This is a genomic window from Pseudomonas sp. LBUM1669, from assembly GCF_059695705.1.
The window spans coordinates 703973-728429 of record NZ_CP166784.1; the positions used below are offsets into that span (position 1 = coordinate 703973).

The window sequence follows — 24457 nt, forward strand, 5'->3', positions numbered from 1 at the left end:
TGAATGCTTACAGCAAATCGTACTGCTTGAGTTTCTTGCGCAGCGTGCCTCGGTTCAGACCGAGCAGCTCGCTGGCCTTGGTCTGGTTGCCCTTGACGTAGTTCATCACGCACTCGAGCAGGGGCGCCTCGACTTCGGAGAGCACCAGGTTGTACACATCCGTGACGGCAGCGCCCTCAAGGTGGGCGAAATAATTGTGCAGCGCCTTCTCGACACTCCCGCGAAGGGTCTGGCCTTCTTCGCTCGGCGTATTGAGGTGCTGTTTCAAATTCACGTTGTCGCTCACGGGTGTTGTTCCACTCACTAAAGTCTCGGTCATCATCGTCATGCGGCCACCCCTTCTCCGTCCCCTGTCAGGCTCTTGTAACGTTCGGCGAAGAAGCCCTGAACGTTGGCGCATTGTGCTTCCGTATCTTCCAAACGATTGAAGTGGGCGCGAAACTCCCTGGCGCCCGGCAAGGTTGCGAGATACCAGCCCACATGCTTTCGAGCGATACGGACGCCCATCACGTCTCCATAGAAGACGTGCAGCGCAGCCAGATGCTCTAGCAGAATGCGTTCCACCTCGATCAATTCCAGCGCCGGGAGTTTTTCGCCGGTACGCAGGAAATGATCGATCTCACGAAAAATCCACGGCCGCCCCTGGGCGGCCCGGCCTACCAGCAGGCCATCGGCACCGGTCGCGTCGAGCACGTACCGGGCCTTCTCGGGCGAATCGATATCGCCGTTGGCAAAGACCGGAATCGACACCGCCTGCTTGATCGCGGCAATGGTGTCGTACTCGGCTTCACCGGTGTACAGGTCGGCACGGGTGCGGCCATGGACCGCCAGCGCCGTAATGCCTGCCTGCTCGGCGATCTTCGCCACCGTCAGACCGTTCTTGTTGTCCCGGTCCCAGCCGGTACGGATCTTCAAGGTGACCGGCACATCAACCGCAGCCACGACGGCCTGCAGGATCTCGGTCACCAGTGCCTCATCCTTCAACAGGGCGGAACCCGCGGCCTTGTTGCAGACCTTCTTCGCCGGACAGCCCATGTTGATGTCAATAATCTGTGCGCCCAGTTCGACGTTGGCTCGGGCCGCATCCGCCAGCATCTGTGCATCACCACCGGCGATCTGGACCGAGCGGGGCTCGGGATCACCTTCGTGGATCATGCGCATCCGCGATTTGCGGGTGTTCCACAAGCTCATGTCGCTGGTGACCATTTCCGAGACTACAAGCCCTGCGCCCAGTCGCTTGCACAGCTGACGAAAGGGCTGGTCGGTGACGCCCGCCATGGGGGCGAGAATCAAGCCGTTGTGCAATGTATATGGACCGATGCGTACCGCCGACATAGGACTTCCCTGTTGTGGGGCCGGATCATGAGAGTTCGAAAAAGGGTTGGCATGATACCCGCTCTCGATGACTGGATAAAGGCTGAATTGAACAAAATCTGAACAGTAATTCTGTTATCGCCAGCGGTTTGGGCTGAGCGGTCAAAGTCAGAAATATGCCGCCAAAGCGGTAACACTGAAGCGTTTCACTCGGGTGAGTGGAAGCTCAGGCTGTAATTCACCGCTTTGGAGCCTGGATCGAGGATATCCAGTGCGATGTGGATCGGCGTTTGCGGCGGCATCTCTGCCAGGCCTTCGAGGTCGCCGTTGAGGTACTCGCCGGGCTTGAAGCGACGGCTGGCGATCAGGTGGCCGTTAAGGTCGGCGAAACGCAGTTCCAGCAGCGGGAAGGGTTGGGAGAAGGGCGCACGGTTGTAGATGATTGCATCGACCACCAAGGCACCGTTGAATTCAGGGTGGCTGCGGACCACCAGGTTGCTGCTTTTGATTTTCGCGATATCAACTTTCGATGGCACCGTGCAGCCGACTTGCGGGCACAGTTGCTGAAACCACGGACGGTACTGATCCTGGCGCGCCAGTTCGTCGAAGTGGTAAGCGATGTATTGGCCGGCGAGAGCGGCGGTACCGAGCAGGACCAGCAGCAGCCAGAAAAGCCGTCGGCCCCAGGGGGAGCGACGTTGTTGCCAATCCAGTTGCAGCGGGTCGTCGGTCAAGTCCTGCAAGGCGTCGACACGTTCGGTCGACTCGCTGCGTTCGTGTCGCTTGCGCAAAGGGACAATTGGGGGCCGGTCGTCGTCAGGTACATCGGTTGCCGATAGACGATCATGGTGCAGGGGCACGTCGAGTGGATCATTCAGGCGCAGTTGCGGCACCTGGGGCTCGTCGTCCAGATCAACCGGTTCCAGCGAGAACGAAGGTTCAGTGCGCGAGTGCTTGCCCGGTTCTGTCTGCGTTTCCCGTTGGTCGGCTTCGACCGCCTGGGCGCGATCGGCCGCCGATTCGCTGAAGAGGCTGTCTGACCAGGGCTCTTCGTCGTGCTCCACAGAGTCGCGCCGAGCGCTGAGACCGTCTTCGCGGTGCCGGCCGAATTCCGTGGTCGGCTGGATTTCCCGTTGCTCGAGCCGGGCGAGTTCTTCGTCCAGGTCCAGGCTGTCCAGATCCATTTCGGCAGCGGTCCATTGCTTTTGGCTGATGGCTCGCTGTGCCGGCGGTTCGACAATGGCCGGGGCGACCGGTTTGACCGCTTCCTTGCCGGCCCGTTGCTCAAGCAGCTGCTTGGCGGCGTTGAATACCTGCAAGCACGAGCCGCAACGAACCACTCCGCGAGCCACGCTCAATTGAGCATGGTTGACGCGGAAGCTGGTTTGGCAATGCGGGCACTGGGTGACGAAGCTGTCGGTCATGCGGCGATCCGGTTTATGCAGGCGCTCATTCTAGCGCCGACGGCCAGTGATGCGCACCCAGCCATCGCGATTGGCGATCGGGTCCAGATCGAAGTCTTGAGCGTAGGCTTTGGCGACTTCTTCGCCTTGCTCGGCGAGGATGCCCGACAACGCCAGACGACCACCGGGCTTGACCAGGCTGGACAATTGCGGCGCCAGGGAAACCAGCGGTCCGGCCAGAATGTTGGCCACCAGCACGTCGGCCTGAACCTGTGGCAGATCTTCCGGCAGGTACAGCGGCAAGAGTGCATCGGCAATGTTGTTGCGCCCGGCGTTGTCACGGGACGCTTCCAGCGCCTGGACGTCGATGTCGGTGCCGACGGCTTCCTTGGCGCCCAGCAGCAGGGCGGCAATCGCCAAGATCCCCGAGCCGCAACCGAAGTCGAGGACGTTGCAGTCTTTGAGGTCCTGACCGTCGAGCCATTCCAGGCACAGTGCGGTGGTCGGGTGGGTGCCGGTGCCGAACGCCAGGCCCGGGTCCAGCAGAATGTTCACGGCGTCGGGTTCAGGGGCAGCGTGCCAGCTTGGAACGATCCACAGGCGTTGGCCGAAGCGCATTGGCTGAAAATCGTCCATCCAGCTGCGTTCCCAGTCCTGGTCTTCGATGACTTCGCTGTGATGCTCGGGCAGCGGGCTGCCGGTCAGCAACTCAAGATGAGCCAGCACGCTGGCCGCTTCGGTGCCGCCTTCGAACAGGGCCAGCAGGTGAGTGTGCGACCACAGTGGCGTGGTATTGAGTTCCGGCTCGAAGATCGGCTGGTCTTCGGCGTCCATGAACGTCACCGATACGGCGCCCACTTCAAGGAAAGCGTCTTCGTAGGTTTCGGCTTGTTCTGGGCTGATGGCGAGACGGACTTGCAGCCAAGGCATGGCGGGCACCTTTGAAAAATATTGATTGCAGCCTAGCGGGCTGCGAGAAGCGCGCAAGTTTACGCGAGCGCGCGACAGAAGACGACCGGGTTGCCAGGGTTCAGCGGTTAACAAATCACCTGTGGCGAGGGAGCTTGCTCCCGCTGGAGCGCGAAGCGCTCCCAAAATGGCAAGGTCGGATCAGTCTGATAAAGCGAAGTTGAATGGTTTGCGGTTGCTGCGCAGCCGAGCGGGAGCAAGCTCCCTCGCCACAGGGTTTCTGTGCGTAGCAATCTCCAGAAACAACAAAGCCGCCCTAGGGCGGCTTTGTTGATCGGGCTAAAGCTTAGTGCTTTTCGCCAGCCAGCTTGTGTTCCAGGTAGTGGATGTTGATCCCACCTTTGCAGAAGCCTTCATCGCGGACCAGGTCACGGTGCAGCGGGATGTTGGTCTTGATCCCGTCGACAACGATTTCGTCCAGCGCATTGCGCATGCGCGCCAACGCTTCGTCACGGGTTGCGCCGTAGGTGATCAGCTTGCCGATCAACGAATCGTAGTTCGGCGGAACGGCATAACCGCTGTACAGGTGCGAATCGACGCGAACGCCGTTGCCGCCTGGAGCGTGGAAATGCTTGACCGTGCCTGGGCTTGGCATGAAGGTTTTCGGGTCTTCGGCGTTGATCCGGCATTCCAGTGCATGACCGCGGATAACCACGTCTTCCTGGGTGTACGACAGCTTGTTGCCAGCGGCGATGCTGAGCATCTCCTTGACGATGTCGATGCCGGTGACCATTTCCGAAACCGGGTGTTCAACCTGAACGCGGGTGTTCATTTCGATGAAATAGAACGCGCCGTTCTCGTACAGGAACTCGAACGTGCCCGCGCCACGGTAGTTGATGTCGATGCACGCCTTGACGCAGCGGGCGAGGACTTCAGCACGAGCCTTCTCGTCGATGCCCGGTGCTGGCGCTTCTTCGAGAACCTTCTGGTGACGACGTTGCAGTGAGCAATCGCGGTCGCCCAGATGGATGGCGTGGCCCTGGCCATCGGAAAGCACCTGGACTTCCACGTGACGTGGGTTGGTCAGGAATTTTTCCAGATAGACCATCGGGTTGCCAAAGGCAGCGCCTGCTTCGGTGCGGGTCAGTTTGGCGAAGGAGATCAGGTCTTCTTCTTTATGCACAACGCGCATGCCGCGACCACCACCGCCGCCAGCGGCTTTGATGATCACCGGGTAACCGACTTCGCGACCGATGCGCAGAGCGGTTTCTTCGTCTTCCGGCAGTGGGCCGTCGGAACCCGGAACAGTTGGAACGCCAGCCGCGATCATGGCGTGCTTGGCCGATACCTTGTCGCCCATCAGGCGAATGGTGTCGGCTTTCGGGCCAATGAACGCGAAGCCGGAGTTCTCGACCTGTTCAGCGAAATCAGCGTTTTCCGCAAGGAAACCGTAGCCTGGGTGAATGGCGGTGGCGCCGGTCACTTCAGCCGCGGCGATGATGGCCGGAATGTGCAGGTAAGAGTGGGCGGCCGAGGCCGGACCGATGCAGACGGATTCATCTGCCAGGCCCAGGTGCATCAGCTCTTTGTCGGCCTTGGAGTAAACGGCGACAGTCTTGATGCCCATCTCTTTGCAGGCGCGCAGGATCCGCAGGGCGATCTCACCGCGGTTGGCGATCAGAACTTTTTCCAACTTCGCAGTCATCAAAGTCTCTCCGCGGTTCAAACGATGGTGAACAGCGGTTGGTCGTACTCAACCGGCTGGCCGTCTTCGACGAGGATGGATTCGATCACACCGCTGGTTTCAGCTTCGATGTGGTTCATCATCTTCATGGCTTCGACGATGCACAGAGTGTCGCCTTTCTTCACGGTCTGGCCGACTTCAACGAAGGACGGCGAGCCTGGCGAAGATTTGCGATAGAAGGTGCCGACCATCGGCGAACGGGCAACGGTGCCGTTCAGCACTGGCGCGGCCGGAGCAGCAGGCGCTGCAGCGGCGACCGGAGCAGCAGCCACTGGCGCAGGCGCCTGTTGCATCGGAGCCGGTGCGTAGAACTGCTGAGCCGGGGTTTTGCTATGACGGCTGATGCGTACGGACTCTTCGCCTTCCTTGATCTCGAGCTCGTCGATGCCGGACTCTTCCAGCAGTTCGATCAGTTTCTTAACTTTACGGATATCCATGAATCATCAACTCCCAAGGGTCGGTCAGGGGCGTTTAACGCTTGTTGTTCAAGTCGTTGCCTGTCTTTCAAGCTGCTCTAGTGCGGCCTCCAGGGCCAGTCGATAACCGCTGGCGCCAAGGCCGCAGATCACTCCCACCGCTACGTCGGAGAAGTAAGAGTGATGGCGGAAAGGTTCGCGTTTGTGCACGTTAGACAAATGCACTTCGATGAATGGGATGCTCACCGCCAGCAGCGCGTCACGTAATGCGACACTTGTGTGTGTAAAAGCTGCTGGATTGATCAGAATGAAGTCCACACCTTCGCCACGGGCAGCGTGGATGCGGTCAATCAATTCGTACTCGGCGTTGCTTTGCAGGTAAAGCAAATGATGGCCGGCTTCACGGGCACGGCGTTCCAGGTCCTGGTTGATCTGCGCCAGTGTCGTAGCGCCGTAGGTACCCGGTTCGCGGGTGCCGAGCAAGTTCAGGTTGGGGCCGTGCAGAACCAATAACGTCGCCATCTGCTGTTCCTTGTTATCTGTGTGCAGTTGTCAGAACTCGGCGACTATGCCGCAAAGCCTTTGTGACTGTCCAGTTCTATGCAATAGCCAGCACGATAGCCGATGTTTGCGCGAAATATGTGACCGGCTTGTTAAATCCGGTCATTTGCTTTCGCAACACGTTCGGCGAAGTCTGCTGCGTTGATCTCGCCGATCACTCGCACATCGGTCCGTTCGACACCGTCTTTGCCGAAAAACATCAGGGCCGGAGGGCCGAACAGTTTGTAGCGATCGAGCAAGGCGCGTTGCTCGGCATTGCTGGCGGTGATGTCGAAGCGCACGAGACGATAGCCTTTCAGTCGTTCGACGACGGTGGCGTCGTTGAGCACTTCGCGTTCGATGACTTTGCAGCTGATGCACCAGTCGGCGTACCAGTCGAGCAGCAGCGGGGTGCCGGCGGATCGGGCGTCGGCGAGGACGCGATCCAGGTCCGCCGGGGTGCTGATGGTTTGCCAGGCGCCGGTGTTTTGCGGCTGTTCATTGCCGGCAATGATGCGTGGTGAGCCAATCGGGTTGAGCGGGTCGGTCTGCCCGCTGAACGCTCCGAACCAACAGGCCAGCGCGTAAAACAGCAGGAACATCCCGAGCAGTTGGCCGAGGCGTTTTCGCGGCGGTTTGTAGACGAACTCCAGCGCGCCCATGAACAAGCCGACGCCGCCGGCCAGCAAACCGATCAGCAGCAAGGTGATTTGCCCTGGCAACACGCGACTGACCAGTCCGATCGCCAGCCCCAGCAGCAATACGCCAATCGCATTTTTCACATAGACCAGCCACGGCCCGCTTTTCGGCAGCCAGGCTGCGCCGCCGGTGGCCACAAGCAACAGCGGCGCGCCCATGCCGAGGCCGAGCATGAACAGTTTCAAACCACCCCCCAGCGCATCGCCGCTGGCGCTGATGTAAAGCAGCGCGCCGGCCAGCGGCGCCGACACGCAGGGCGACACCAGCAGGCTGGATACCACGCCCAGGACCGCGGCGCCCCATAGCGAACCGCCTTCGGTGCGGCCGGCGATCCGGTCCAGGCGACTGCTGATGGCGTGGGGCAACTTGAGTTCGAACACGCCGAACATCGCGAGGGCAAACACCGCAAAAAACATCGCGAACGGCACCAGCACCCACGCCGATTGCAGGCGCGCCTGAAGGTTGAGCTGGGCGCCGAACAGGCCCATCAATGCCCCCAGCAGGGCGAAACAGGCAGCCATTGGCAGCACGTAAGCGAGCGACAGATTGAAACCGCGCAACCCGCCGACCTGGCCGCGCAATACCACGCCGGAGAGGATCGGCAGCATCGGCAACACGCACGGGGTGAAGGTCAACCCCAGACCCGCAAGAAAGAACAAGGCGAGCTCGCGCCAGGTCCAGGTCTGGGCGGTGGCGGGCGTCGGTGCGCCAATGCCGTCAATGTTCAGTCGTTCGGTTTCGGGCGGATAACACAGGCCTTTGTCGGCGCAGCCCTGATAGGTCACGACCAGCGTGAAGGCGCGCGGATCGGTGCGCGGCACTTCGACGTCGAGCACGCCGTGATAGACCTCGACGTCGCCAAAGTACTCATCGTGCTTCTGTTCGCCCTTGGGCAATTGCGCCGCGCCTAAGCCAACTTCGGCAGGATCGGCGCGAAACTGAAAGCGATGCCGATAGAGGTAGTAACCCTCGGTCGCGACAAACCGCAGCTTGATCGATTGCGGCGTGCTGTCGACCAGACGCAGCTGAAACGCCTCGCGCACCGGCAGGAAGTCGGCGCTGTTGTTGATCGAGCCCAGGGTGGAACTGGGCCGACTCTCCAGCAACCCGGCGGCGGTGGCCGGCAGGGCGAGCACTAAAAGCAGCAGGCAGAGCAAGCGGCGCATGACAATCTCGCGTATCGAAAGTGAGGGCATGATAGCGGACAGTCGCGCGGATTGCCCCGCCCCTGTAGGAGCGAGGCTTGCCCGCGAAGAACGATTACGCGGTTTGTCCGAATGACCGCATCGTATGGTTCGCGGGCAAGCCTCGCTCCTACGGGGGGCTGGGGTGTGTCAGACGCGGAAGGCCTGAACGGCTGTATGCAGTCGCCCACCCAACACCAACAAATTCTCCCCTTGCACGCGTCCCTCGCCGATGCGCAACAAGTTATCCCCACCCAACTGGTGAATCCGCTCACTGTGATCGCGGATCTCACTGACGGCGCCACTCTGCTGCGCAGTGACATCGGCAATGCGCACGGCAGTGTCGGAAATGGTCTGGATCGCCCCGACGATTTTATCCAGGGCACCGTCGGCCGCTTGCGCTTGATTGGCCGTGGCTTCGGCGTGTTCGACCTGGGCGCGCATGCCTTCCACCGATTGCCGCGCGGCGGCTTGCAGGCCGGCGATCAAGGTCTGGATCTCTGCCGTGGCCCCGGCGGTGCGTTGCGCCAGTGAGCGAACCTCCTCCGCCACCACCGCAAATCCACGACCCATCTCCCCGGCGCGGGCGGCTTCGATGGCGGCGTTCAGGGCCAGCAGGTTGGTCTGGTCGGCAATCGAGCGGATCACCGTCAGCACGCCGCCGATGGTCGCCGACTCTTCAGCCAGGTGCTCGATCATTTGCGCATTGCCTTGCACTTCACCCACCAGCGCATGCAAGCCGGTGAGGCTCAAGCCGATGACCTGCTGACCATGCTCGACCGCCAATCCGGCGTGACGACTGGCGTCGGCGGCCTGGCTGGCATCGCCGGCAACTTGTTGAATCGTTGCTTCCAGTTCACCCAGAGAATCACGGATCAGCGCGGTGTCGCCCGCCTGGTGTTCGGCACCGCTGTGCAAGTCGTTGCTCAACTCGGCCAGGGTGCGGCTGCTGCAGGCCACCTGCTCGGCATTGAGGCGAATGGTCCCCACCAGGTCCACCAGATAGGCGCGCAAGCGATTGAGCGAGGCTTCAATGTCGTGCAGTTCGCGATTGGTTTTGCCCAATTGAATGTCCTGGCTGAAGTCGCCTTCGGCCCAGGTCGAAAGGGCTGGGGCGAGGTTGGTCAGTGTCCGGGCCAGTTTCCGTTGCAAGGTGTCGATCAACAAGGCAATCAGCAGAATCAGGCCGATCATCACGCCTTGCATCAAGCGCACTTCGCCCTGGATCTGCCCGTGCTGGGCGCGGACCACTGGCTCCAGGCCGGCAATGGCCTGCTGTACGTCGGCGATTTTCAGGTGTGTCGCGGCGCTGAGGTCGGTGCGTTTCTGGATCTGCTCGCGAGTGCGCGCCAGTTCAGCGGGGTAACGCGTCAGCAGGCTGTTGAGTTCCCGTTTGAGACCGACCCCGGCATCTTCGGCGACGGTTTTTTCGGTGTTCTCCAACCCCATCATTGCGGCGAAATCATCCGTGCCGGATTCGCTGCTCGCGGCCACGCCGAGCAGCGGCAAGGCGCCGATCAGCTCAGACTGCGCGCGGATGCTGGCGACTTCGCGCTCGACATCGGCGGCCAGTTCACTGCGGCCGCTGCTGACCAGTTTGTCCCGGGCCAGCGACAGTTTGCCCAAGTGCTGGGACGCAGCGAGCAAGGGCGCGAGGTAGGCCGCGTTACCGCTGGCGTATTGGCTCAACTGGTCGAGGCTGGCGCCGAGTTCGCGTTCGGCTTGCAGCAGCAGCGCCTGAGGATCACCGGCGAGTTTTCCGGCAGCCAGCAGGTCGGTTTTGCTGAATTCACTCAGGTTCGACAGGCTCGGACGCAAGGTGTCGGCCAGGGCCGGCGGCAACTCAGCGAGTTCCTTTTGCAGGCCGTCGATGGCCTGGCTGGCGCTGCTCAGGCGCAGGGCATCGCCGCTGGCGAGGTAATCCTCGACGTTGCGCGCTACTTCATTTTGAAATTGCTGAGACAAACCGAGGTAACGCTCCATCAGCAGATAAGGGCGTTCGAGGGCTTTTTGTGACCACCAGAGCGTCGCGCCAAGGGCCACGCACACGGCGACTAAAAGGAGGGTGTTGAGATTGGTCAGCAGCTTCAGGCGCATCGCGGGTGTACCAACGGCAGAATGGTAAGCGCCTGAAGTTATTGCGTTTCTGTTACAGGGTTATGACCGAATGGGTCCATTCCGATGAAAAAGTGGCACTTTGCTTTGACGTCCGCGCGGCCTGCACGCGGTTGCGTCCACCGTCCTTGGCGCGGTACAGCGCTTCGTCGGCCTGGCTGGCCATCATCAGGCTGTCGGAGTGTTCGCACAGTTCCACCACCCCGGCGCTGAACGTGCACCAAAGGTCCTGGGGTTGGGCCGGGTAGTGGATTTCGGCAAAGCGCTGACGGATCTCATCGAGCACTTTGTGGGCCGCTTCGAGATCGGTGTCCGGCATGACAATGGCGAATTCTTCGCCGCCATAGCGGCCGATGAAATCGGTCTTGCGCAGCCGCTGCTTGAGGAACAGCGCCAGGCTCTTGATCACCCGGTCGCCCATGGGATGGCCGTGGCTGTCGTTGACCCGTTTGAAGTGGTCGATGTCGAGCATCGCAAAACTCAACGGCTTGCTCTCGCGGCGGGCGCGGAAGCTGCAGTCTTCGAGCAATTGCAGGATGTGGGTGTGGTTGTACAAACCGGTCAGGCTGTCGCGCACCATCCGCGCTTTCAGATTGCGTGCCCGCGCCGCGCGGTTGCGCACGGTGGTAATCAGGTGTCGAGGCTTGATCGGTTTGGTCAGGAAGTCATCGCCGCCTTCGCTCATGGCGTCGAGTTGCTTGTCCAGATCGTCTTCGGCCGACAGGTAAATGATCGGCACGCTGACGTAACGGTCGTTGTGACGGATCACCTTGGCCAGTTCCGTGCCGGTGCAGGTCGGCATGTACATGTCGAGGATGATCAGGTCCGGCTGAAAGTCCGCCAGTTCGGCCATGGCCTGAATCGGGTCGATCAAGGTGCGCGTGACAATGCCGGCGCTGTTCAGCAGGCGCTCGGTGTGCAAGGCCTGGGCGCGGGAGTCGTCGATGATCAGCACTTTATAAGGTTCGTACTGGGCGACACAGGTCAGGACTTCGATCTTCTCCAACAGGCTCGAGGCTTCGAGGGTGCCGGTGAGAAATTCCTGGCCACCGGCGCGCACGGCGGCGAGGCGGGTCGGGGTGTCGGTTTCGTTCAGGCTGAAGAACAGCAGCGGTAAAGGTTCGTCCAGTCCGACCTGGGCTTCGGCGGCCAGTTTCAGGCCGATACCGGTGCCACTGAAGTCCACGTCCATAACGATCGCCGCGGGCAGGCGCTCGATCATCGAGGAGCGAAACGCAGCGACGCTGTCCAGGGATTGGGCGCTGAGCCCGAAAAATTCCAGCTGCTTGGCCAGGCGCTCGGCGCGGTCGTGATCCTGCAGCATCACGTAGATCGGCTTGCGCAGCGGTGGCAGGAAAGTCTGTTCGAGCTGATCGCCGTGACGCAGGCCAGTGCGCGACAGACGCTGCATCAAGCGATTGAGGTCAGTGATCAGTCCGCTGCTCAGGCGTCCGCGATTGGCGTCGACAGCTTCCAGCGACAGGCCTATGTGGCGCGACAGTTGGGTGTGCTCCGGTTGTTCGAAACGCTCGGCAAACCGCAGCAGGCGCAGGTTGGCCTCGCTCAGTTCCGACAAGTCGGTGGCGGACCACTCGCTGCGTTGCAGGCGCTGCCATATCTCAAGAATCTGACGTGCCTGATGAATTACCCGCTGGGCAAAGTGGTGCTTGAGGCGCTCACGGCTGGGGTCTTCTGGCTCGGTCATATCCTGACTACTAGTTAGGGTGCATGCTGAGATCGACTGGTGGCTCTATGCTAGCACCTCTTTTCAATCCCATGAGCGTCGTGTGTCAATAATCTGCAAAGCGGCCTCATTCAGTTCCTGACTGGTTGGTCGCAAAGGCTCGCCGCTGTGCGCAATCATGTAGCAGCTGGCGCAGCCTGCGTTCGGCTGCGAAGCAGTCGTAAAACCTGAGCGCGAGGTATTCCTGAAACACCACATTGCCTGATTTCACGACGGCTGCGCAGCCGAACGCAGGCTACGCCAGCTGCTACAAAGGTGTGTGCTTCATTTATAGTGGCGCCTCGACCCGATTAATACGCGGCAAACGAGGCACGATGGCGTAGGGTTGTGGTCGAACCGATGAACTCAAGTGATTGAAAGGATATCGCCATGCTGGACTGGAAGAATCGCGCGGGCAGCGCGCCTGAACGTGCCGCTGAACCGAAATCGGCCACCCGCAGTTACGTCGGCGGCCTGTTGTTCAGCCGGGCGCTGGCCACGTTGATTGGCCTTTACCTGCTGGTGACGATAGGGCTGGGTTGGTATTGGAGCCAGGAGCCTGCGCTGTTCCCGGTTCAACAGAATGCTCAAGTGGCGGCCGAGAAAGAAGGCAAGCAGATGGTCATCGGGTACACCACGGTGGAAACCCTCAAGACCGTCGCCGGTACGTTGCTGAGCAAACCAGGTGGCTATATTTCCAACGACCGTTTCCCGCCGGGCCTGTGGATGGACAACACGCCTAGCTGGGAATATGGCGTATTGGTCCAGGTTCGCGACCTGAGTCGTGCAATGCGTAAAGACTTCGCGCGTTCCCAGTCGCAGTCCACCGAAGACGCTGACCTGGCCAAGGCCGAGCCGCGTTTCAACTTCGACAACAAGAGCTGGGTGCTGCCCTCCAGTGAGTCCGAATACCAGGAAGGCATCAATTCCCTGAGCCGTTATCAGGCGCGTCTGTCCGATCCGAGTCAAAAAAGCGCACTGTTCTATGCCCGCGCCGACAACCTGAACAACTGGCTGGGCGATGTCGGCACCCGTTTGGGTTCGCTGTCGCAACGGCTGTCGGCCAGCGTCGGCCGTGTCAAGCTCAATACCGCACTGAAAACCGAAGTCCTGGCCCCGGGTCAGGTGCCGCAGGTCGATGAAGAAATCGTCGAAACCCCGTGGATGCAGATCGACAACGTGTTCTATGAAGCCCGCGGCCAGGCCTGGGCGTTATCGCACTTGCTGCGCGCCATCGAAGTCGACTTCGCCGATGTGCTGGCCAAGAAGAACGCCACGGTCAGCGTGCGTCAGATCATTCGTGAGCTGGAAGCTTCGCAAGAGCCTGTCTGGAGCCCGATGATCCTCAATGGCAGCGGCTTCGGTGTGCTGGCCAACCACTCGCTGGTCATGGCCAATTACATCTCCCGGGCGAACGCTGCAGTGATCGATCTGCGTCAACTGCTCAATCAGGGCTGAGTCATGGGGGATAACGCCAAAGAGGCCGCCCATCGCGCGGCCTCGGATGCCGAACACATCGCCTGGGTCGACGAGCAGGACAACCTGCTCGGCGCCCTGGTCCGCTCCGACCTGCGCGAACGCGGGCTGATCGGGCGTGGCACCTACATCATGCTGTTCAACTCGGCCGGTGAACTGTGCGTTCATCGTCGAACCCTGAGCAAGGCCATTTACCCCGGTTACTGGGATGTGGCGGCGGGCGGCATGGTGCTCGCCACCGAGACGTATGCCGAATCGGCTGCACGTGAACTGGAAGAAGAGCTGGGCGTGAGCGGCGTGGAGTTGACCGCCCACGATCACTTCTTCTTCGAGGACACCGGCAATCGCCTCTGGTGTTCGGCGTTTTCGGCGGTGTGGGACGGCCCGTTGATCCTGCAACCGGAAGAAGTGCTGGAAGCGCGTTTCATCCCCGTCGATCAAGTCATGCTGGAAATCCAGCAAAAGCCTTATTGCCCGGACTCCCTGGCCGCGTTGAAGCGCTATCTGCGTGCCTGTGGCGAGGACGTCGCAAAAGAGCTGTAAATTGGCGCCGATTGGCTCTTAGCAAGTCGGCTTTTTGCCGTTACACTGCGCGACCTTTTCAAACTGAACCAGCATTGCTCTCTGTAGGAGCGAAGCGTGCTCGCGAAGGACGTTAACGAAAACGCGTGCATCCAGATTGTATGCATCGTCCTTGCGTTCTTCGCGAGCACGCTTCGCTCCTACAAGTCTGTACCGGTTCAGTAGCGCTGCCCCTGCCTGAGTGGGGCTTCGCGGTCGATGGCAGCTTCCCAAGTTGCCGCGACCAGTCTTTGTCCTCCCAAGAGGATTGCCGGTGGCCAAAAAAGCCGCATCCTTCGCCGCCCTTGGTGGCTTGGTATTTTCCACCGACGCAGGTCGTCATTGCCCGGATTGCAGTCAACCGGTGGACTCCTGCATCTGCAAACAGACCGTTATCCCTGCCGGCGACGGCATCGCTCGCGTACGTCGCGAAAGCAAGGGGCGTGGCGGCAAGACGGTGACCACCATCACCGGCGTGCCGTTGGCGGAAGAAGCGCTCAAGGACCTGGCCACCACGTTGAAGAAACGCTGTGGCACCGGGGGAGCGTTGAAAGACGGAATCATCGAAATCCAGGGCGATCATGTCGAGCTACTCTTGGCTGAACTGATCAAGCTGGGTTTCAAAGCGAAGAAGTCCGGCGGCTAGCAGCCTCTGTGAAAACCACCCTCGGCTTGATCCAGTCCCGATTCAACTCTGGCCTGGCGTCGTCTACATGGTTTTCACAGAGCCTGTTCTGACCGGTTTCTAAACTCAGTGCTGAATGTGAGGTCTATGGCCCTTGCATGCAGGCTAATCGTCATTTTCATTCTTTAGACTGCGCCGGCCTGAACCCAGGCGACGCTCTATGACTTCTTTATAGGGGACTTCAATGTCCGTAAGACGCACACGCAAAGACGATGGCAGCCAATGGACAGTTGCGGACAGCCGCAGTGTTTACGGGATTCGCCATTGGGGGGCCGGGTATTTCGCGATCAATGACGCCGGTCGCGTCGAAGTTCGTCCGAACGGTCCGACCAGTTCGCCTATTGACCTCTTCGAGCAAGTCGACCAGCTGCGTAAAAGCGGCCTGTCCTTGCCGTTGCTGGTACGTTTCCCTGACATTCTGCAAGACCGCGTGCGTCAGCTGACCGGCGCCTTCGACGCCAACATCGAGCGCCTGGAGTACCAGAGCAAGTACACCGCGCTTTACCCGATCAAGGTGAACCAGCAGGAAGCGGTGATCGAAAACATCATCGCTACCCAGGACGTGTCCATCGGCCTGGAGGCCGGCTCCAAGCCTGAGCTGCTGGCCGTTTTAGCCCTGGCACCGAAGGGCGGCACCATCGTTTGCAACGGTTACAAGGACCGCGAGTTCATCCGTCTGGCGCTGATGGGCCAGAAGCTTGGTCACAACGTGTTCATCGTGATCGAGAAAGAATCCGAAGTTGAGCTGGTGATCGAAGAAGCCGCCTCGTTGAAGGTCAAGCCGCAAGTCGGCCTGCGCGTGCGTCTGTCGTCCCTCGCTTCGTCCAAGTGGGCTGACACCGGCGGCGAGAAATCCAAGTTCGGTCTGTCGGCGGCGCAGCTGCTGTCGGTGGTCGAGCGCTTCCGCGCGGCTGGCCTGGATCAAGGCATTCGCCTGCTGCACTTCCACATGGGCTCGCAGATCGCCAACCTGGCCGACTACCAGCACGGTTTCAAGGAAGCGATTCGTTACTACGGTGAACTGCGCAACCTCGGCTTGCCGGTGGACCACATCGACGTCGGTGGCGGTTTGGGCGTGGACTACGACGGTACGCACTCGCGCAATGCCAGCTCGATCAACTACGACATGGACGATTACGCCGGTGTCGTGGTCGGGATGCTCAAGGAATTCTGCGACGCGCAGAGCCTGCCGCACCCGAACATCTTCTCCGAAAGCGGGCGTTCCCTGACCGCTCACCACGCCATGCTGGTGGTGCAGGTCACCGACGTCGAGAAGCACAACGACGACGTGCCGAAGATCGACAACAAGGAAGAGCTGCCGGAAACCGTACAGTGGCTGGTTGACCTGCTGGGCCCGACCGACATCGAGATGGTCACCGAAACCTACTGGCGCGCCACTCACTACATGAGCGACATCGCGACCCAGTACGCCGATGGCAAGTTGACCCTGGCCGAGAAAGCCCTGGCCGAGCAATGCTACTTCGCCGTGTGCCGTCGCCTGCACAACTCGTTGAAGGCGCGTCAGCGTTCGCACCGTCAGGTGCTCGACGAACTCAACGACAAGCTGGCCGACAAGTACATCTGCAACTTCTCGGTCTTCCAGAGCCTGCCGGACACCTGGGCCATCGGCCAGGTCCTGCCGATCCTGCCGTTGCACCGCCTCGATGAAGAGCCGCTGCGCCGTGCCGTGCTACAGGATCTGACCTGCGACTCCGACGGCAAGATCAAGCAATACGTCGACGAGCAGAGTATTGAAACCAGCCTGCCGGTTCACGGTTTGAACGAGGGCGAGGACTATCTGCTGGGCATCTTCCTGGTCGGTGCCTACCAGGAAATTCTCGGCGACATGCACAACCTGTTTGGTGACACCGACTCGGTGAACATCTACCAGAACGCCGACGGTAGCGTGTACCACGCCGGTATCGAAACCCACGACACCATCGAAGACATGCTGCGTTACGTGCACTTGTCGCCGGAAGAACTGATGACCCACTACCGCGACAAGTGCGCGAGTGCGCGCATCACCGCTGCCGAGCGCACCCAGTTCCTCGACGCTCTGCGCCTGGGCCTGACCCGTTCGTCTTACCTGTCTTCTTGAGGTAAGGCACTGGTCTCATCAGGTTGTCGGAAAATGTTCCGTGTGCTGCGGAAATTTCAGATGACCTGGTGGGACGCCTCCCTGATTTCAAGCGAAATGACTCACATCTCCGCTATCCAAGCGATGTGGTCCTCTTTTCGCGTAGGTCATTTCCTAAGTTGTACTTCGGCACTCTACTCGGCCAACTCTCTCGGAGAGAATCCTCGGCCGCCCCTCCTGTAGAGAATCGCCGATGTTCGATCCAGTCAACGAGCCGTCATTTCGTCTGGATGTAGAGGGTCTGCCCGACCCCGTTGAGGTCTTGGCCTTTACCGGCAGTGAAGCGATCAGCGAACCCTTCGCGTTTGACGTGGATCTGCTGATCGATGACCCGACACTGGACCTGGCAAGCCTGCTGTACCGCCCGGCCTTTTTGCATCTCGGGCCGCCGGGGAACGGGTTTCACGGGCAGTTGCATGAGCTCGTCCAGGCAGGTCATGGCGCTGCGCCCAGGCTTTGTCGTGTGCGTCTGAGGCCGAAACTGGCCTGCCTGGCCCAGCGTTTCAGCCAGCGCATCTTCAGCAACCGTTCAGTGCCCGAAATCCTCGCTCAGGTGCTCAAGGAGCATGGCATTGCCGGCAACGATCTGCGCTTTGACTTGAGCGGCGATTACCCGACGCGTGATTTCTGTACGCAGTACCGGGAATCGGATTTGCAGTTCCTCCAGCGGCTGTGTGCACAGGAGCGGCTTCACTACCGCTTCGAGCATCGCCGGCGCGGGCACTGTCTGGTAGTGGGTGATAGGCAGGGGCCCTTTCAGCAGGGCGTCGAGATGGTCTTTGCACCCGACCCGGAACAGCCCGGCGTGCGGCAGTTCAAAGTTCAAGGCACTGCGCAGATCGGCGAAGGTCAGACCAACCTGACTCCGTTGCGCAGTGGCCAGCGTGTCCCATTACTCGGCCATCCGTGCGCCGATTGGAATCGTCTCTGGCTGCTGATCCATGTCGAGCATCAGGGTGGGCAGACGCCGGGGTTTGCCTATGGCAACAAGATCCGCGCTGTTGCCGGGGCGGTACCGCTCTCGGCGCCTCATTCAGTCATGAGCCCCCGTATGCACGGCCTGCAGCGGGCCTGGGTGGTGGATGTCGATGAGTCGCAACCCGATTCATCCAGGCCCGTTGCCGTGCAATTTGATTGGGTCTATCAGGGCGAAGGCGCTGCGCCCAGTCATTGCTGGCTGCCGCTGGCGCCGGAGTTGGGCGACGCGCACGCCACGCCATTGAATGAAGGCACCCAGGTGCTGGTGAGCTTTATCGAAGGCGATCCGGATCAACCGTTAATCACCGGGTTTCTTCCCGGCCCCCCCTTCACCCAGGCGACAGGTTTGCCCGAGCATCCACCCACCGCGACGACAGATGACAATGGGTCAGTCGACGGATTGTTGCGTTTGTTGCAATCCAGCGAACCGGTCGTGCTGCTGTGTCTGATGCCCGGCGGGGGCAGTTTCAGCCATTGTGCACAATCCTTCTGTGCCTGCCGGGCAGCGACGCAGCTTGGCCAGAGCGGTGCGGCATGATCGTCGCCCAGGCGCCGGACTCAACCGCACAATGGCTATTGCTCGACGTACCGGGCACGCCCCGGGCTGGCGCGAGGCTGATTCAGCAGTTTGCGCAGGCCCGACGGTTCTGGCTGTTCGATAGCACCGAGTTGCAGCCGTTGCGCGAGCACGGCCCGTTGTTGGTCGACCTCAAGGGATGCCCGGCGCTGGCCGAGCTGTGCCTGCGTGAGCCGCACAACTGGAGCGGTTTGTTGCTGGTCAGTGAGGCTTCGCCGTCGCAGTTGCTCGAGCATTTGCGCCGTATGCTGACGGTCACCTTTGGCCTGCATCACCGAGCGTTGTTGAGTTACTACAACCCACACACCGCCAGCTATTTTTTCGATGCCTGCGATGCCCTGGAACTGAGTCGCTGGCTGGGGCCGATCAGCCAGTTGCGCTGGTTCGGTGGAACCTGGGCTGACCGGGCCATCGGCAGTCAGGGCTGGCAGCAGTTGTTCAATCCGGGGCTAGCCGTCAGTCCGTTGGCCGTCGAAGAAAACCTGACGCCTCGTCAGCGGGACACCTTGCAAACCTGCCTGCTTGAGCAGCACATCTGGCATTGGAGCCGAGCCACCGGGACCGATTACAACAGCCTGTGGTCCCATGTGCAGGAAGGGCTGGCGCTGGGTTTCAGCGAACGCCCGGTGCTCGATGGCTGGTTATGGCTACGCTTGCAGTATCCCGACGCTTTGCCCGTGCAGCCATTACCGGGCATCACTCAGCAGGAGCGTCTCGATAGCCTGCGCAACCTGTGGCAGAACGATCAACCCTGAACACGAGGTTCGACATTGATGCCGAGTAAAATCCGCTGGCTGTTCGGCCTGACCATGGGCGTCTTTTTGCTGGCCATGGTGACGGCATGTTCACCGCTGAAAATACTCAATGCCCTGACCCCCGACAGCACGTTCGACAAGACCGAGGGCATTGCCTACGGCGATGATCCGCGGCAGAAACTCGATGTGTATGTGCCTCGTCATTCTCTGGAGAGCGCTCCGGTGGTGGTGTTTTTCTACGGCGGCAGCTGGAACAGCGGTTCACGCAGTGATTACGGTTTTGTCGGCGAGGCACTGGCGTCGCGAGGGATCGTTGCGGTGCTGGCGGACTATCGGCTGTATCCACAGGTGCGCTATCCATTGTTCCTCCAGGATGGCGCCAAAGCCGTGGCCTGGACTCACGAACACATTCGGCAATTTTCCGGTAACCCGCAGCGGCTGTACCTGATGGGTCATAGCTCCGGGGCTTATAACGTCGCCATGCTGGCGCTGGACCCCGGTTTGCTGGGAGCGGTGGGGATGTCGCCGCACGATCTGAGTGGCTGGATCGGTCTGGCCGGGCCTTATGATTTTCTGCCTATCCAGAATCCGGATGTGCGGCCGGTATTCTTCTGGCCGGATTCACCGCCCCAGTCGCAGCCCATCAACCACGTCAGTCGAGGCGCGCCGCCGGCCTTGTTGATGGCTTCGCGCGACGATGAGGTGGTCAACCCGACGCGTAACACTGGTGGCCTGGCGCTGAAGTTGCGCCAGGCCGGGGTGCGGGTTCAGGACTTCTATTTTGCCCGCACCGGCCACGCCACGCTGGTGGCGACGCTGTCTCGGCCCATGCGGGGTTTGGCGCCGGTGCTGGATGAGGTCACGTCCTTCGTTAAATCCACGCCGACTCAGTGAGCTTTGCCTGCGAACCAGCCGTCGATCTTGCGTAAATACCAGGCCAAAGCGCCGAGGGTCAGGCTGCGCAGCAACATGAACAACAAGAACGTTATCCACAGCCCATGGTTGCCCAGGCCTTGCAGCGCCCAGGCGAACGGCAGTAGCAGAATGACCGTCAACAGCATGCCGTTGCGCATTTCCCGGGCACGCGTGGCGCCGATGAACAGCCCGTCGAGCAGGTAACTCCAGACCGCAATCAGCGGCAGGGCGGCGAGGTAGGGCAGGTAGAGAAACGCGGTGTCGCGCACACTCTGGATGTCGGTCTGCATCTCGATGAACAGATGCCCGGCGAACGCAAACAGCACGGCAAAACCCAGGCTCACCAGCAACGACCAGCCGCAGGCCACCACCAATGAACGACGCAGCGCCTCTCGATCGCGCGCGCCGATGGCATGCCCGCACAGGGCTTCCACGGCATGGGCCAAACCATCCAGCGCGTGGGCGGTCAGCAGCAAGCCGTTGAGCAGCAGTGCGTTGGCCGCGACGGTGGCATCACCGAGTCGCGCGCCCTGTACGGTGATCAGGAAAAACACCGATTGCAGCGCCAGGCTGCGGATGAAAATGTCGCGGTTGACGGCCAGCAATGGCCGCCAGCTCTGCCACAGCGCGAGCGCGGCCCAGGCGATGTGGCCGGGATAGGCGCGCAGGGCTTTGCGAGTCATCAGCAGGCCGATCAGGGCGCCGATCCATTCAGCGATCACCGACGCCCGGGCCGCACCGACCACGCCCCAGTCCAGCCCGAGCACGAACCACAGGTTCAGCGCGATGTTCACCAGGTTGGTGCTCAGCAGAATCGCCAGCGGCGCCCGGGCGTTCTGGGTGCCCAGGAACCAGCCGACCAATGCATAACTGGCCAGCGCCGCCGGCAGGCCGAATAACCGCGTGTGGAAAAATTCGCGGGTGAGTTGGTCAAGCTCGGTCGAGGGTTGCATGAAGTGCAACGCGACGCCGCTCAACGGGACGCCCAATGCGCCCAGGACAATCGCCAGCCCCATCGCCAGCAACAAACCCTGTAACAAAATCTGCCGCAACGCTGCGCCATCCCCGCGCCCGGCAGCCTGTGCGGCGAAACCGGTCGTGCCCATGCGCAAAAAACCCATGCCCCAGGCCAGAAAGGTATACAGGCTGGCCCCGACCGCGACGGCGCCCAACTGATGGGCGTGGGGCAGGTGGCCGATGACGGTGCTGTCGACCAGTGCCACCAGCGGAACGGAAATGTTCGAAAGAATCATCGGTGCGGCCAGCGCCCAGACCCGACGATGGGTAGGGCGGTCGCGCCAGTCGGCAATCAGGTTGGACATGCAGGCTCCTTGAGGAGCGGGCATTGTAGCGGGAGGTGTCGTATTAATGTGGGAGCGGGAGAGTTAGTGGATGATCCAGCTCAGCAACCAAAGCCCCAGCACCAACCAGATGATCCCCATGATGATCGACGCATTCATGAACGCCCGGATCGCCGACCACAGCAGCATCAACCCCAGGATCAGCGCAATGATGCTGATGATCGATGTGTCCATGCCCAGCGCCCTGGACAAGCCTTCGACAAAATTGCTGCCGGCATGGCTCAGCAGGTTGAACAAGCCGCTGAGGCCATCAACGATAAACCGGATGACCGAACCGAGTGCCTGGCCGAGCCATTCGAAGAAACTTTCTACCTGCATGTCGTGAACGTCCTGATGTAAGTGGTGGCGTGCTTGCCGGACTTGGGCCATGGATTACGGTGCCGAGTTCCCCACAAGCATAGAGCGTTGCATCGCACCTGTGGGAGCGGGCTTGCACCCACACTCAATCTACCCACTTGCCATCCCCGATCATCCCCCCGAAGCTATACGCCTTCAGGAGAGCCCGATGAACCTTGTTGAACTGACCGAACGCCTGCACGCCATCCGTGATCGCAATGACTGGCGGCAATTTCACAGCCCGAAAAACCTGGCCATGGCCGCGAGCGTGGAAATGTCCGAGCTGGTGGAGATTTTCCAGTGGCTGACCGAAGACCAGTCGCGCCAGTTGCCGGCGGACAAACTGGCCCACGCCGGCCAGGAAATTGGCGACATCGTGCTCTATCTACTGCTGCTGTGCAGCGAGTTGGGGCTGGACATGAATGACGTGGTGCGCAGCAAACTCGCGGACAGTGAACGGAGGTTCAGCTGATGAGCGATCGTCATTTCGATCAACTGGCGACCCGGTTTGCCGAAAAAATCTACGGCGGGGCCAAAGGTGCGATCCGCCTGGCGGTGCTTCAGGCCGACCTGGCCGAAACCCTGCCGGACCGGCCGCTGCGCGTGCTGGATATCGGCGCGGGCCTGGGCCACATGTCGTTGTGGCTGGCCCAGCGTGGTCATGACGTCACGCTGGCCGAACCCGCCGAACCGATGCTCGACGGCGCCCGCCAGCGTTTCGCCGACGCCGGGCAGACCGCCACGTTCATTCAGGCTCCGTGGCAGGATTTGCTCGGCCAGCTCACCGAGCCTTACGACCTGGTGCTCTGCCACGCCGTCCTCGAATGGCTGGCCGAACCCCATGCCATCTTGCCGGTGCTGCATCAGTTGACCAAACAGGAGGGTTGGCTCTCCCTGGCCTTCTACAACCGCGATGCGCTGATCTACCGCAACTTGCTCAAAGGCCATTTCCGCAAGATGCGCAAGAACGACATGGCCGGCGAGAAGCAGAGCCTGACCCCGCAGCAGCCCCTTGATCCACGTGAACTGGCGGCGCAACTTGAGGGCATGTGGCAGGTCGAAACCCAGAGTGGGGTGCGGGTTTTCCACGACTACATGCCGGTGGAATTCCAGGCCCGCGCCGAACTCGTGGACCTGCTCGAAATGGAGCTGGCCCACCGTCGTCACCCAAGTTTTGCCGGGCTTGGGCGCTATTTGCATTGGATCTGTCGGCCAGTCTGATCGGAGCGCAACATGAAAAGTCGTTCAGGGTTACTGGTGATCTGTCTCGGGTTGGCGGCCTGCCAGGGCAGCAACCCTTATGTGGCGACCTCCAACCCCTTGCCGCCTGCACCGCCTCAGGCGGCCAATACCTTCGACCGCAGCGCCTACCCGGCACCGCCGCGTGACTATGGGCGCTATCGCAGCTGGGCCTGGCTCAACGGGCAACTGCCACCGGGCAGCGCCTGGGCAGACTCGGCCCAGGTCGCCGAAGCGGTCAGCAACGCCCTCGATCAGCGCGGCCTGCGCCCGCTGCACGACAACACCCGTCCGGCTGACCTGTTTGTGAGCGCCAATCTGCATCTGGAAACCCGTTTGCGCCAGGTTCGGGACGACTATGGTTACGGCGGTGGTTACTACGGCGGCGGATACAACCACTACGGCAACGGCTACGGGATGTACAACACGGTGCCGATCGTGCGCACGTATCAGGAACAGGTCGTGGTGGTGCGGGTGGACATGTTCGACGCGCAAAGCGGTCAACCGGTGTGGAGCGCCAGCGCAGAAACCGGCAATCGGGGCAGCCAGAGTGAGCGTGCCGATGCGATACGGGAGGCTGTGGAAAAGGCCATGTCGGCGTATCCTCCGAGTTAGCTTCTGTCGTCGGTAAGCCTGTCACAGGTTCATGTCTTCAACCGGAGAATGCTCATGGTCCGCCGTTTCGCTTTACTGGCTGTGGCCGCGCTGCTCAGTGCCTGCGCCGCCAACCAGGTCAATAATGACTTCGATGCCAGCCGCGACTTCGCCGCCTATCGCAGCTGGAGCTGGAAAGAACCGGCCCTGCAATATCGTCCCGATGACCCTCGGATCAAGAGCGACCTGACCGAACAGCGCATCCGCCAATCGGTGGCCGATCAACTGGATCAGCGTGGCCTGCGCCCGGCCGCCGCCGGCAGCAAGGGTAACTTGTACGTTCAGACCTACCTGATCATCGAAGAACGCCAGCAACAAGTGACCACCAACTATGGCGGCGGCTGGGGCAATCCCTGGAACGGCTACTGGGGCGCGCCGATGTACAACGAAACCCGTAGCGTCAGTTACAAAGTGGCGACCATCCAGATTGATTTGCTCGATGGCAATGACGGCAAGCTGGTGTGGCGCGGCAGCGATGAGCAACTGCTCAGCCGCACGACGAACCCCTCTGATCGCAGCAATGCGATACGCGAAACCGTCGGGCGAATCCTCGCCAACTATCCACCGCACTAACCATCACCCAGCCCCAACCACAAACTCTGTGAGAGCGGGCAAGCCTGCTCCCACATTTGATGTGTGTCGTTGTGGCTTGTCGCCAGCAGTCTTGCCCAGCCTTGTCTACACTGCTTTTTACCCATGGAGGTAACCCCCGGCGGTTCACCGGCAAAGGAGTGCG

At 61.0% G+C, this 24457-nt stretch carries 23 protein-coding genes; 11 read left to right on the plus strand and 12 right to left on the minus strand.

Features of this window, described 5'->3' with window-relative positions:
* Positions 1-7 precede the first annotated feature (7 nt).
* The 10 genes from fis to gcbA all read right to left on the minus strand — a co-directional run bounded on the left by fis (position 8) and on the right by gcbA (position 12029).
* Positions 8-328: a DNA-binding transcriptional regulator Fis gene (gene fis / locus ACA051_RS03120; RefSeq protein ID WP_007907419.1), complete on the minus strand. Its 321-nt coding sequence runs from the start codon at positions 326-328 to the stop codon at positions 8-10.
* Complete coding sequence (gene dusB, locus ACA051_RS03125) at positions 325-1335, minus strand: tRNA dihydrouridine synthase DusB (RefSeq protein WP_056746229.1); 1011 nt, start codon at positions 1333-1335, stop codon at positions 325-327. Before dusB ends, fis begins: the two co-directional genes overlap by 4 nt.
* A 185-nt stretch (positions 1336-1520) precedes the next feature.
* Positions 1521-2738, minus strand: a complete 1218-nt coding sequence (locus tag ACA051_RS03130) for a DUF3426 domain-containing protein (RefSeq protein ID WP_497373463.1) — start codon at positions 2736-2738, stop codon at positions 1521-1523.
* A gap of 30 nt (positions 2739-2768) precedes the next feature.
* Positions 2769-3647, minus strand: a complete 879-nt coding sequence (gene prmA, locus ACA051_RS03135; RefSeq protein WP_497373465.1) for a 50S ribosomal protein L11 methyltransferase — start codon at positions 3645-3647, stop codon at positions 2769-2771.
* A gap of 325 nt (positions 3648-3972) precedes the next feature.
* On the minus strand, positions 3973-5331 hold the full coding sequence (gene accC, locus ACA051_RS03140) for an acetyl-CoA carboxylase biotin carboxylase subunit (RefSeq protein ID WP_008153754.1): 1359 nt from the start codon (positions 5329-5331) through the stop codon (positions 3973-3975).
* A 17-nt stretch (positions 5332-5348) separates the two neighbouring features.
* The gene (gene accB / locus ACA051_RS03145) at positions 5349-5807 is read right to left on the minus strand and encodes an acetyl-CoA carboxylase biotin carboxyl carrier protein (RefSeq protein ID WP_497307569.1); all 459 of its coding nucleotides are present in this window, start codon (positions 5805-5807) and stop codon (positions 5349-5351) included.
* A gap of 48 nt (positions 5808-5855) precedes the next feature.
* Entirely contained in the window at positions 5856-6308 is a 453-nt protein-coding gene (gene aroQ / locus ACA051_RS03150; RefSeq protein WP_497307571.1) for a type II 3-dehydroquinate dehydratase, read from the minus strand.
* A gap of 131 nt (positions 6309-6439) precedes the next feature.
* Positions 6440-8191, minus strand: a complete 1752-nt coding sequence (locus ACA051_RS03155; protein WP_497307572.1) for a protein-disulfide reductase DsbD — start codon at positions 8189-8191, stop codon at positions 6440-6442.
* A gap of 168 nt (positions 8192-8359) precedes the next feature.
* Positions 8360-10306 (minus strand): methyl-accepting chemotaxis protein, encoded by a 1947-nt coding sequence (locus ACA051_RS03160; RefSeq protein WP_497373467.1) that lies wholly within the window; start codon positions 10304-10306, stop codon positions 8360-8362.
* Between the two features lie 52 nt (positions 10307-10358).
* Entirely contained in the window at positions 10359-12029 is a 1671-nt protein-coding gene (gene gcbA, locus ACA051_RS03165) for a diguanylate cyclase GcbA (RefSeq protein WP_497307576.1), read from the minus strand.
* 408 nt (positions 12030-12437) lie between these two features.
* On the opposite strand from gcbA, the gene ACA051_RS03170 reads away from it, so the two are divergent.
* The 7 genes from ACA051_RS03170 to ACA051_RS03200 all read left to right on the plus strand — a co-directional run bounded on the left by ACA051_RS03170 (position 12438) and on the right by ACA051_RS03200 (position 20110).
* Positions 12438-13505, plus strand: coding sequence for a DUF2333 family protein (locus ACA051_RS03170; RefSeq protein WP_403102875.1), 1068 nt, complete (start codon positions 12438-12440; stop codon positions 13503-13505).
* 3 nt (positions 13506-13508) lie between these two features.
* Positions 13509-14066, plus strand: a complete 558-nt coding sequence (locus ACA051_RS03175; protein ID WP_497307578.1) for an NUDIX hydrolase — start codon at positions 13509-13511, stop codon at positions 14064-14066.
* Positions 14067-14358: 292 nt separating this feature from the next.
* Complete coding sequence (locus ACA051_RS03180) at positions 14359-14730, plus strand: translation initiation factor Sui1 (protein WP_497307580.1); 372 nt, start codon at positions 14359-14361, stop codon at positions 14728-14730.
* A 223-nt stretch (positions 14731-14953) separates the two neighbouring features.
* Positions 14954-16867 carry an arginine decarboxylase gene (speA, locus tag ACA051_RS03185; protein WP_219093800.1) on the plus strand — a complete coding sequence of 638 codons (1914 nt, stop codon included), beginning with the start codon at positions 14954-14956 and terminating at the stop codon, positions 16865-16867.
* Positions 16868-17099: 232 nt separating this feature from the next.
* Positions 17100-18422, plus strand: a complete 1323-nt coding sequence (locus tag ACA051_RS03190) for a type VI secretion system Vgr family protein (RefSeq protein ID WP_497373469.1) — start codon at positions 17100-17102, stop codon at positions 18420-18422.
* The gene (locus tag ACA051_RS03195; RefSeq protein ID WP_497373471.1) at positions 18419-19216 is read left to right on the plus strand and encodes a DUF4123 domain-containing protein; all 798 of its coding nucleotides are present in this window, start codon (positions 18419-18421) and stop codon (positions 19214-19216) included. The genes ACA051_RS03190 and ACA051_RS03195 overlap by 4 nt, the downstream gene beginning before the upstream one ends.
* 18 nt (positions 19217-19234) lie before the next feature.
* Entirely contained in the window at positions 19235-20110 is an 876-nt protein-coding gene (locus tag ACA051_RS03200) for an alpha/beta hydrolase (RefSeq protein WP_497373473.1), read from the plus strand.
* On the opposite strand, the gene ACA051_RS03205 is transcribed toward ACA051_RS03200, so the two are convergent.
* The gene (locus ACA051_RS03205) at positions 20104-21453 is read right to left on the minus strand and encodes an MATE family efflux transporter (RefSeq protein WP_497373475.1); all 1350 of its coding nucleotides are present in this window, start codon (positions 21451-21453) and stop codon (positions 20104-20106) included. The two genes, ACA051_RS03200 and ACA051_RS03205, sit on opposite strands and share 7 nt — an antisense overlap.
* Before the next feature lie 63 nt (positions 21454-21516).
* Entirely contained in the window at positions 21517-21810 is a 294-nt protein-coding gene (locus tag ACA051_RS03210; protein ID WP_010463857.1) for a hypothetical protein, read from the minus strand.
* 187 nt (positions 21811-21997) lie between these two features.
* On the opposite strand from ACA051_RS03210, the gene ACA051_RS03215 reads away from it, so the two are divergent.
* Genes ACA051_RS03215 through ACA051_RS03230 form a run of 4 tightly spaced genes read left to right on the plus strand, consistent with a single transcriptional unit; the run spans position 21998 to position 24294 of the window.
* Positions 21998-22300 carry a MazG-like family protein gene (locus ACA051_RS03215; RefSeq protein ID WP_497307590.1) on the plus strand — a complete coding sequence of 101 codons (303 nt, stop codon included), beginning with the start codon at positions 21998-22000 and terminating at the stop codon, positions 22298-22300.
* Positions 22300-23049 (plus strand): methyltransferase domain-containing protein, encoded by a 750-nt coding sequence (locus ACA051_RS03220; protein ID WP_497307592.1) that lies wholly within the window; start codon positions 22300-22302, stop codon positions 23047-23049. Before ACA051_RS03215 ends, ACA051_RS03220 begins: the two co-directional genes overlap by 1 nt.
* Before the next feature lie 12 nt (positions 23050-23061).
* Complete coding sequence (locus ACA051_RS03225; protein WP_497307594.1) at positions 23062-23682, plus strand: DUF4136 domain-containing protein; 621 nt, start codon at positions 23062-23064, stop codon at positions 23680-23682.
* Positions 23683-23736: 54 nt separating this feature from the next.
* Positions 23737-24294 (plus strand): DUF4136 domain-containing protein, encoded by a 558-nt coding sequence (locus ACA051_RS03230; RefSeq protein ID WP_497307596.1) that lies wholly within the window; start codon positions 23737-23739, stop codon positions 24292-24294.
* The last annotated feature ends 163 nt before the right edge of the window (positions 24295-24457 follow it).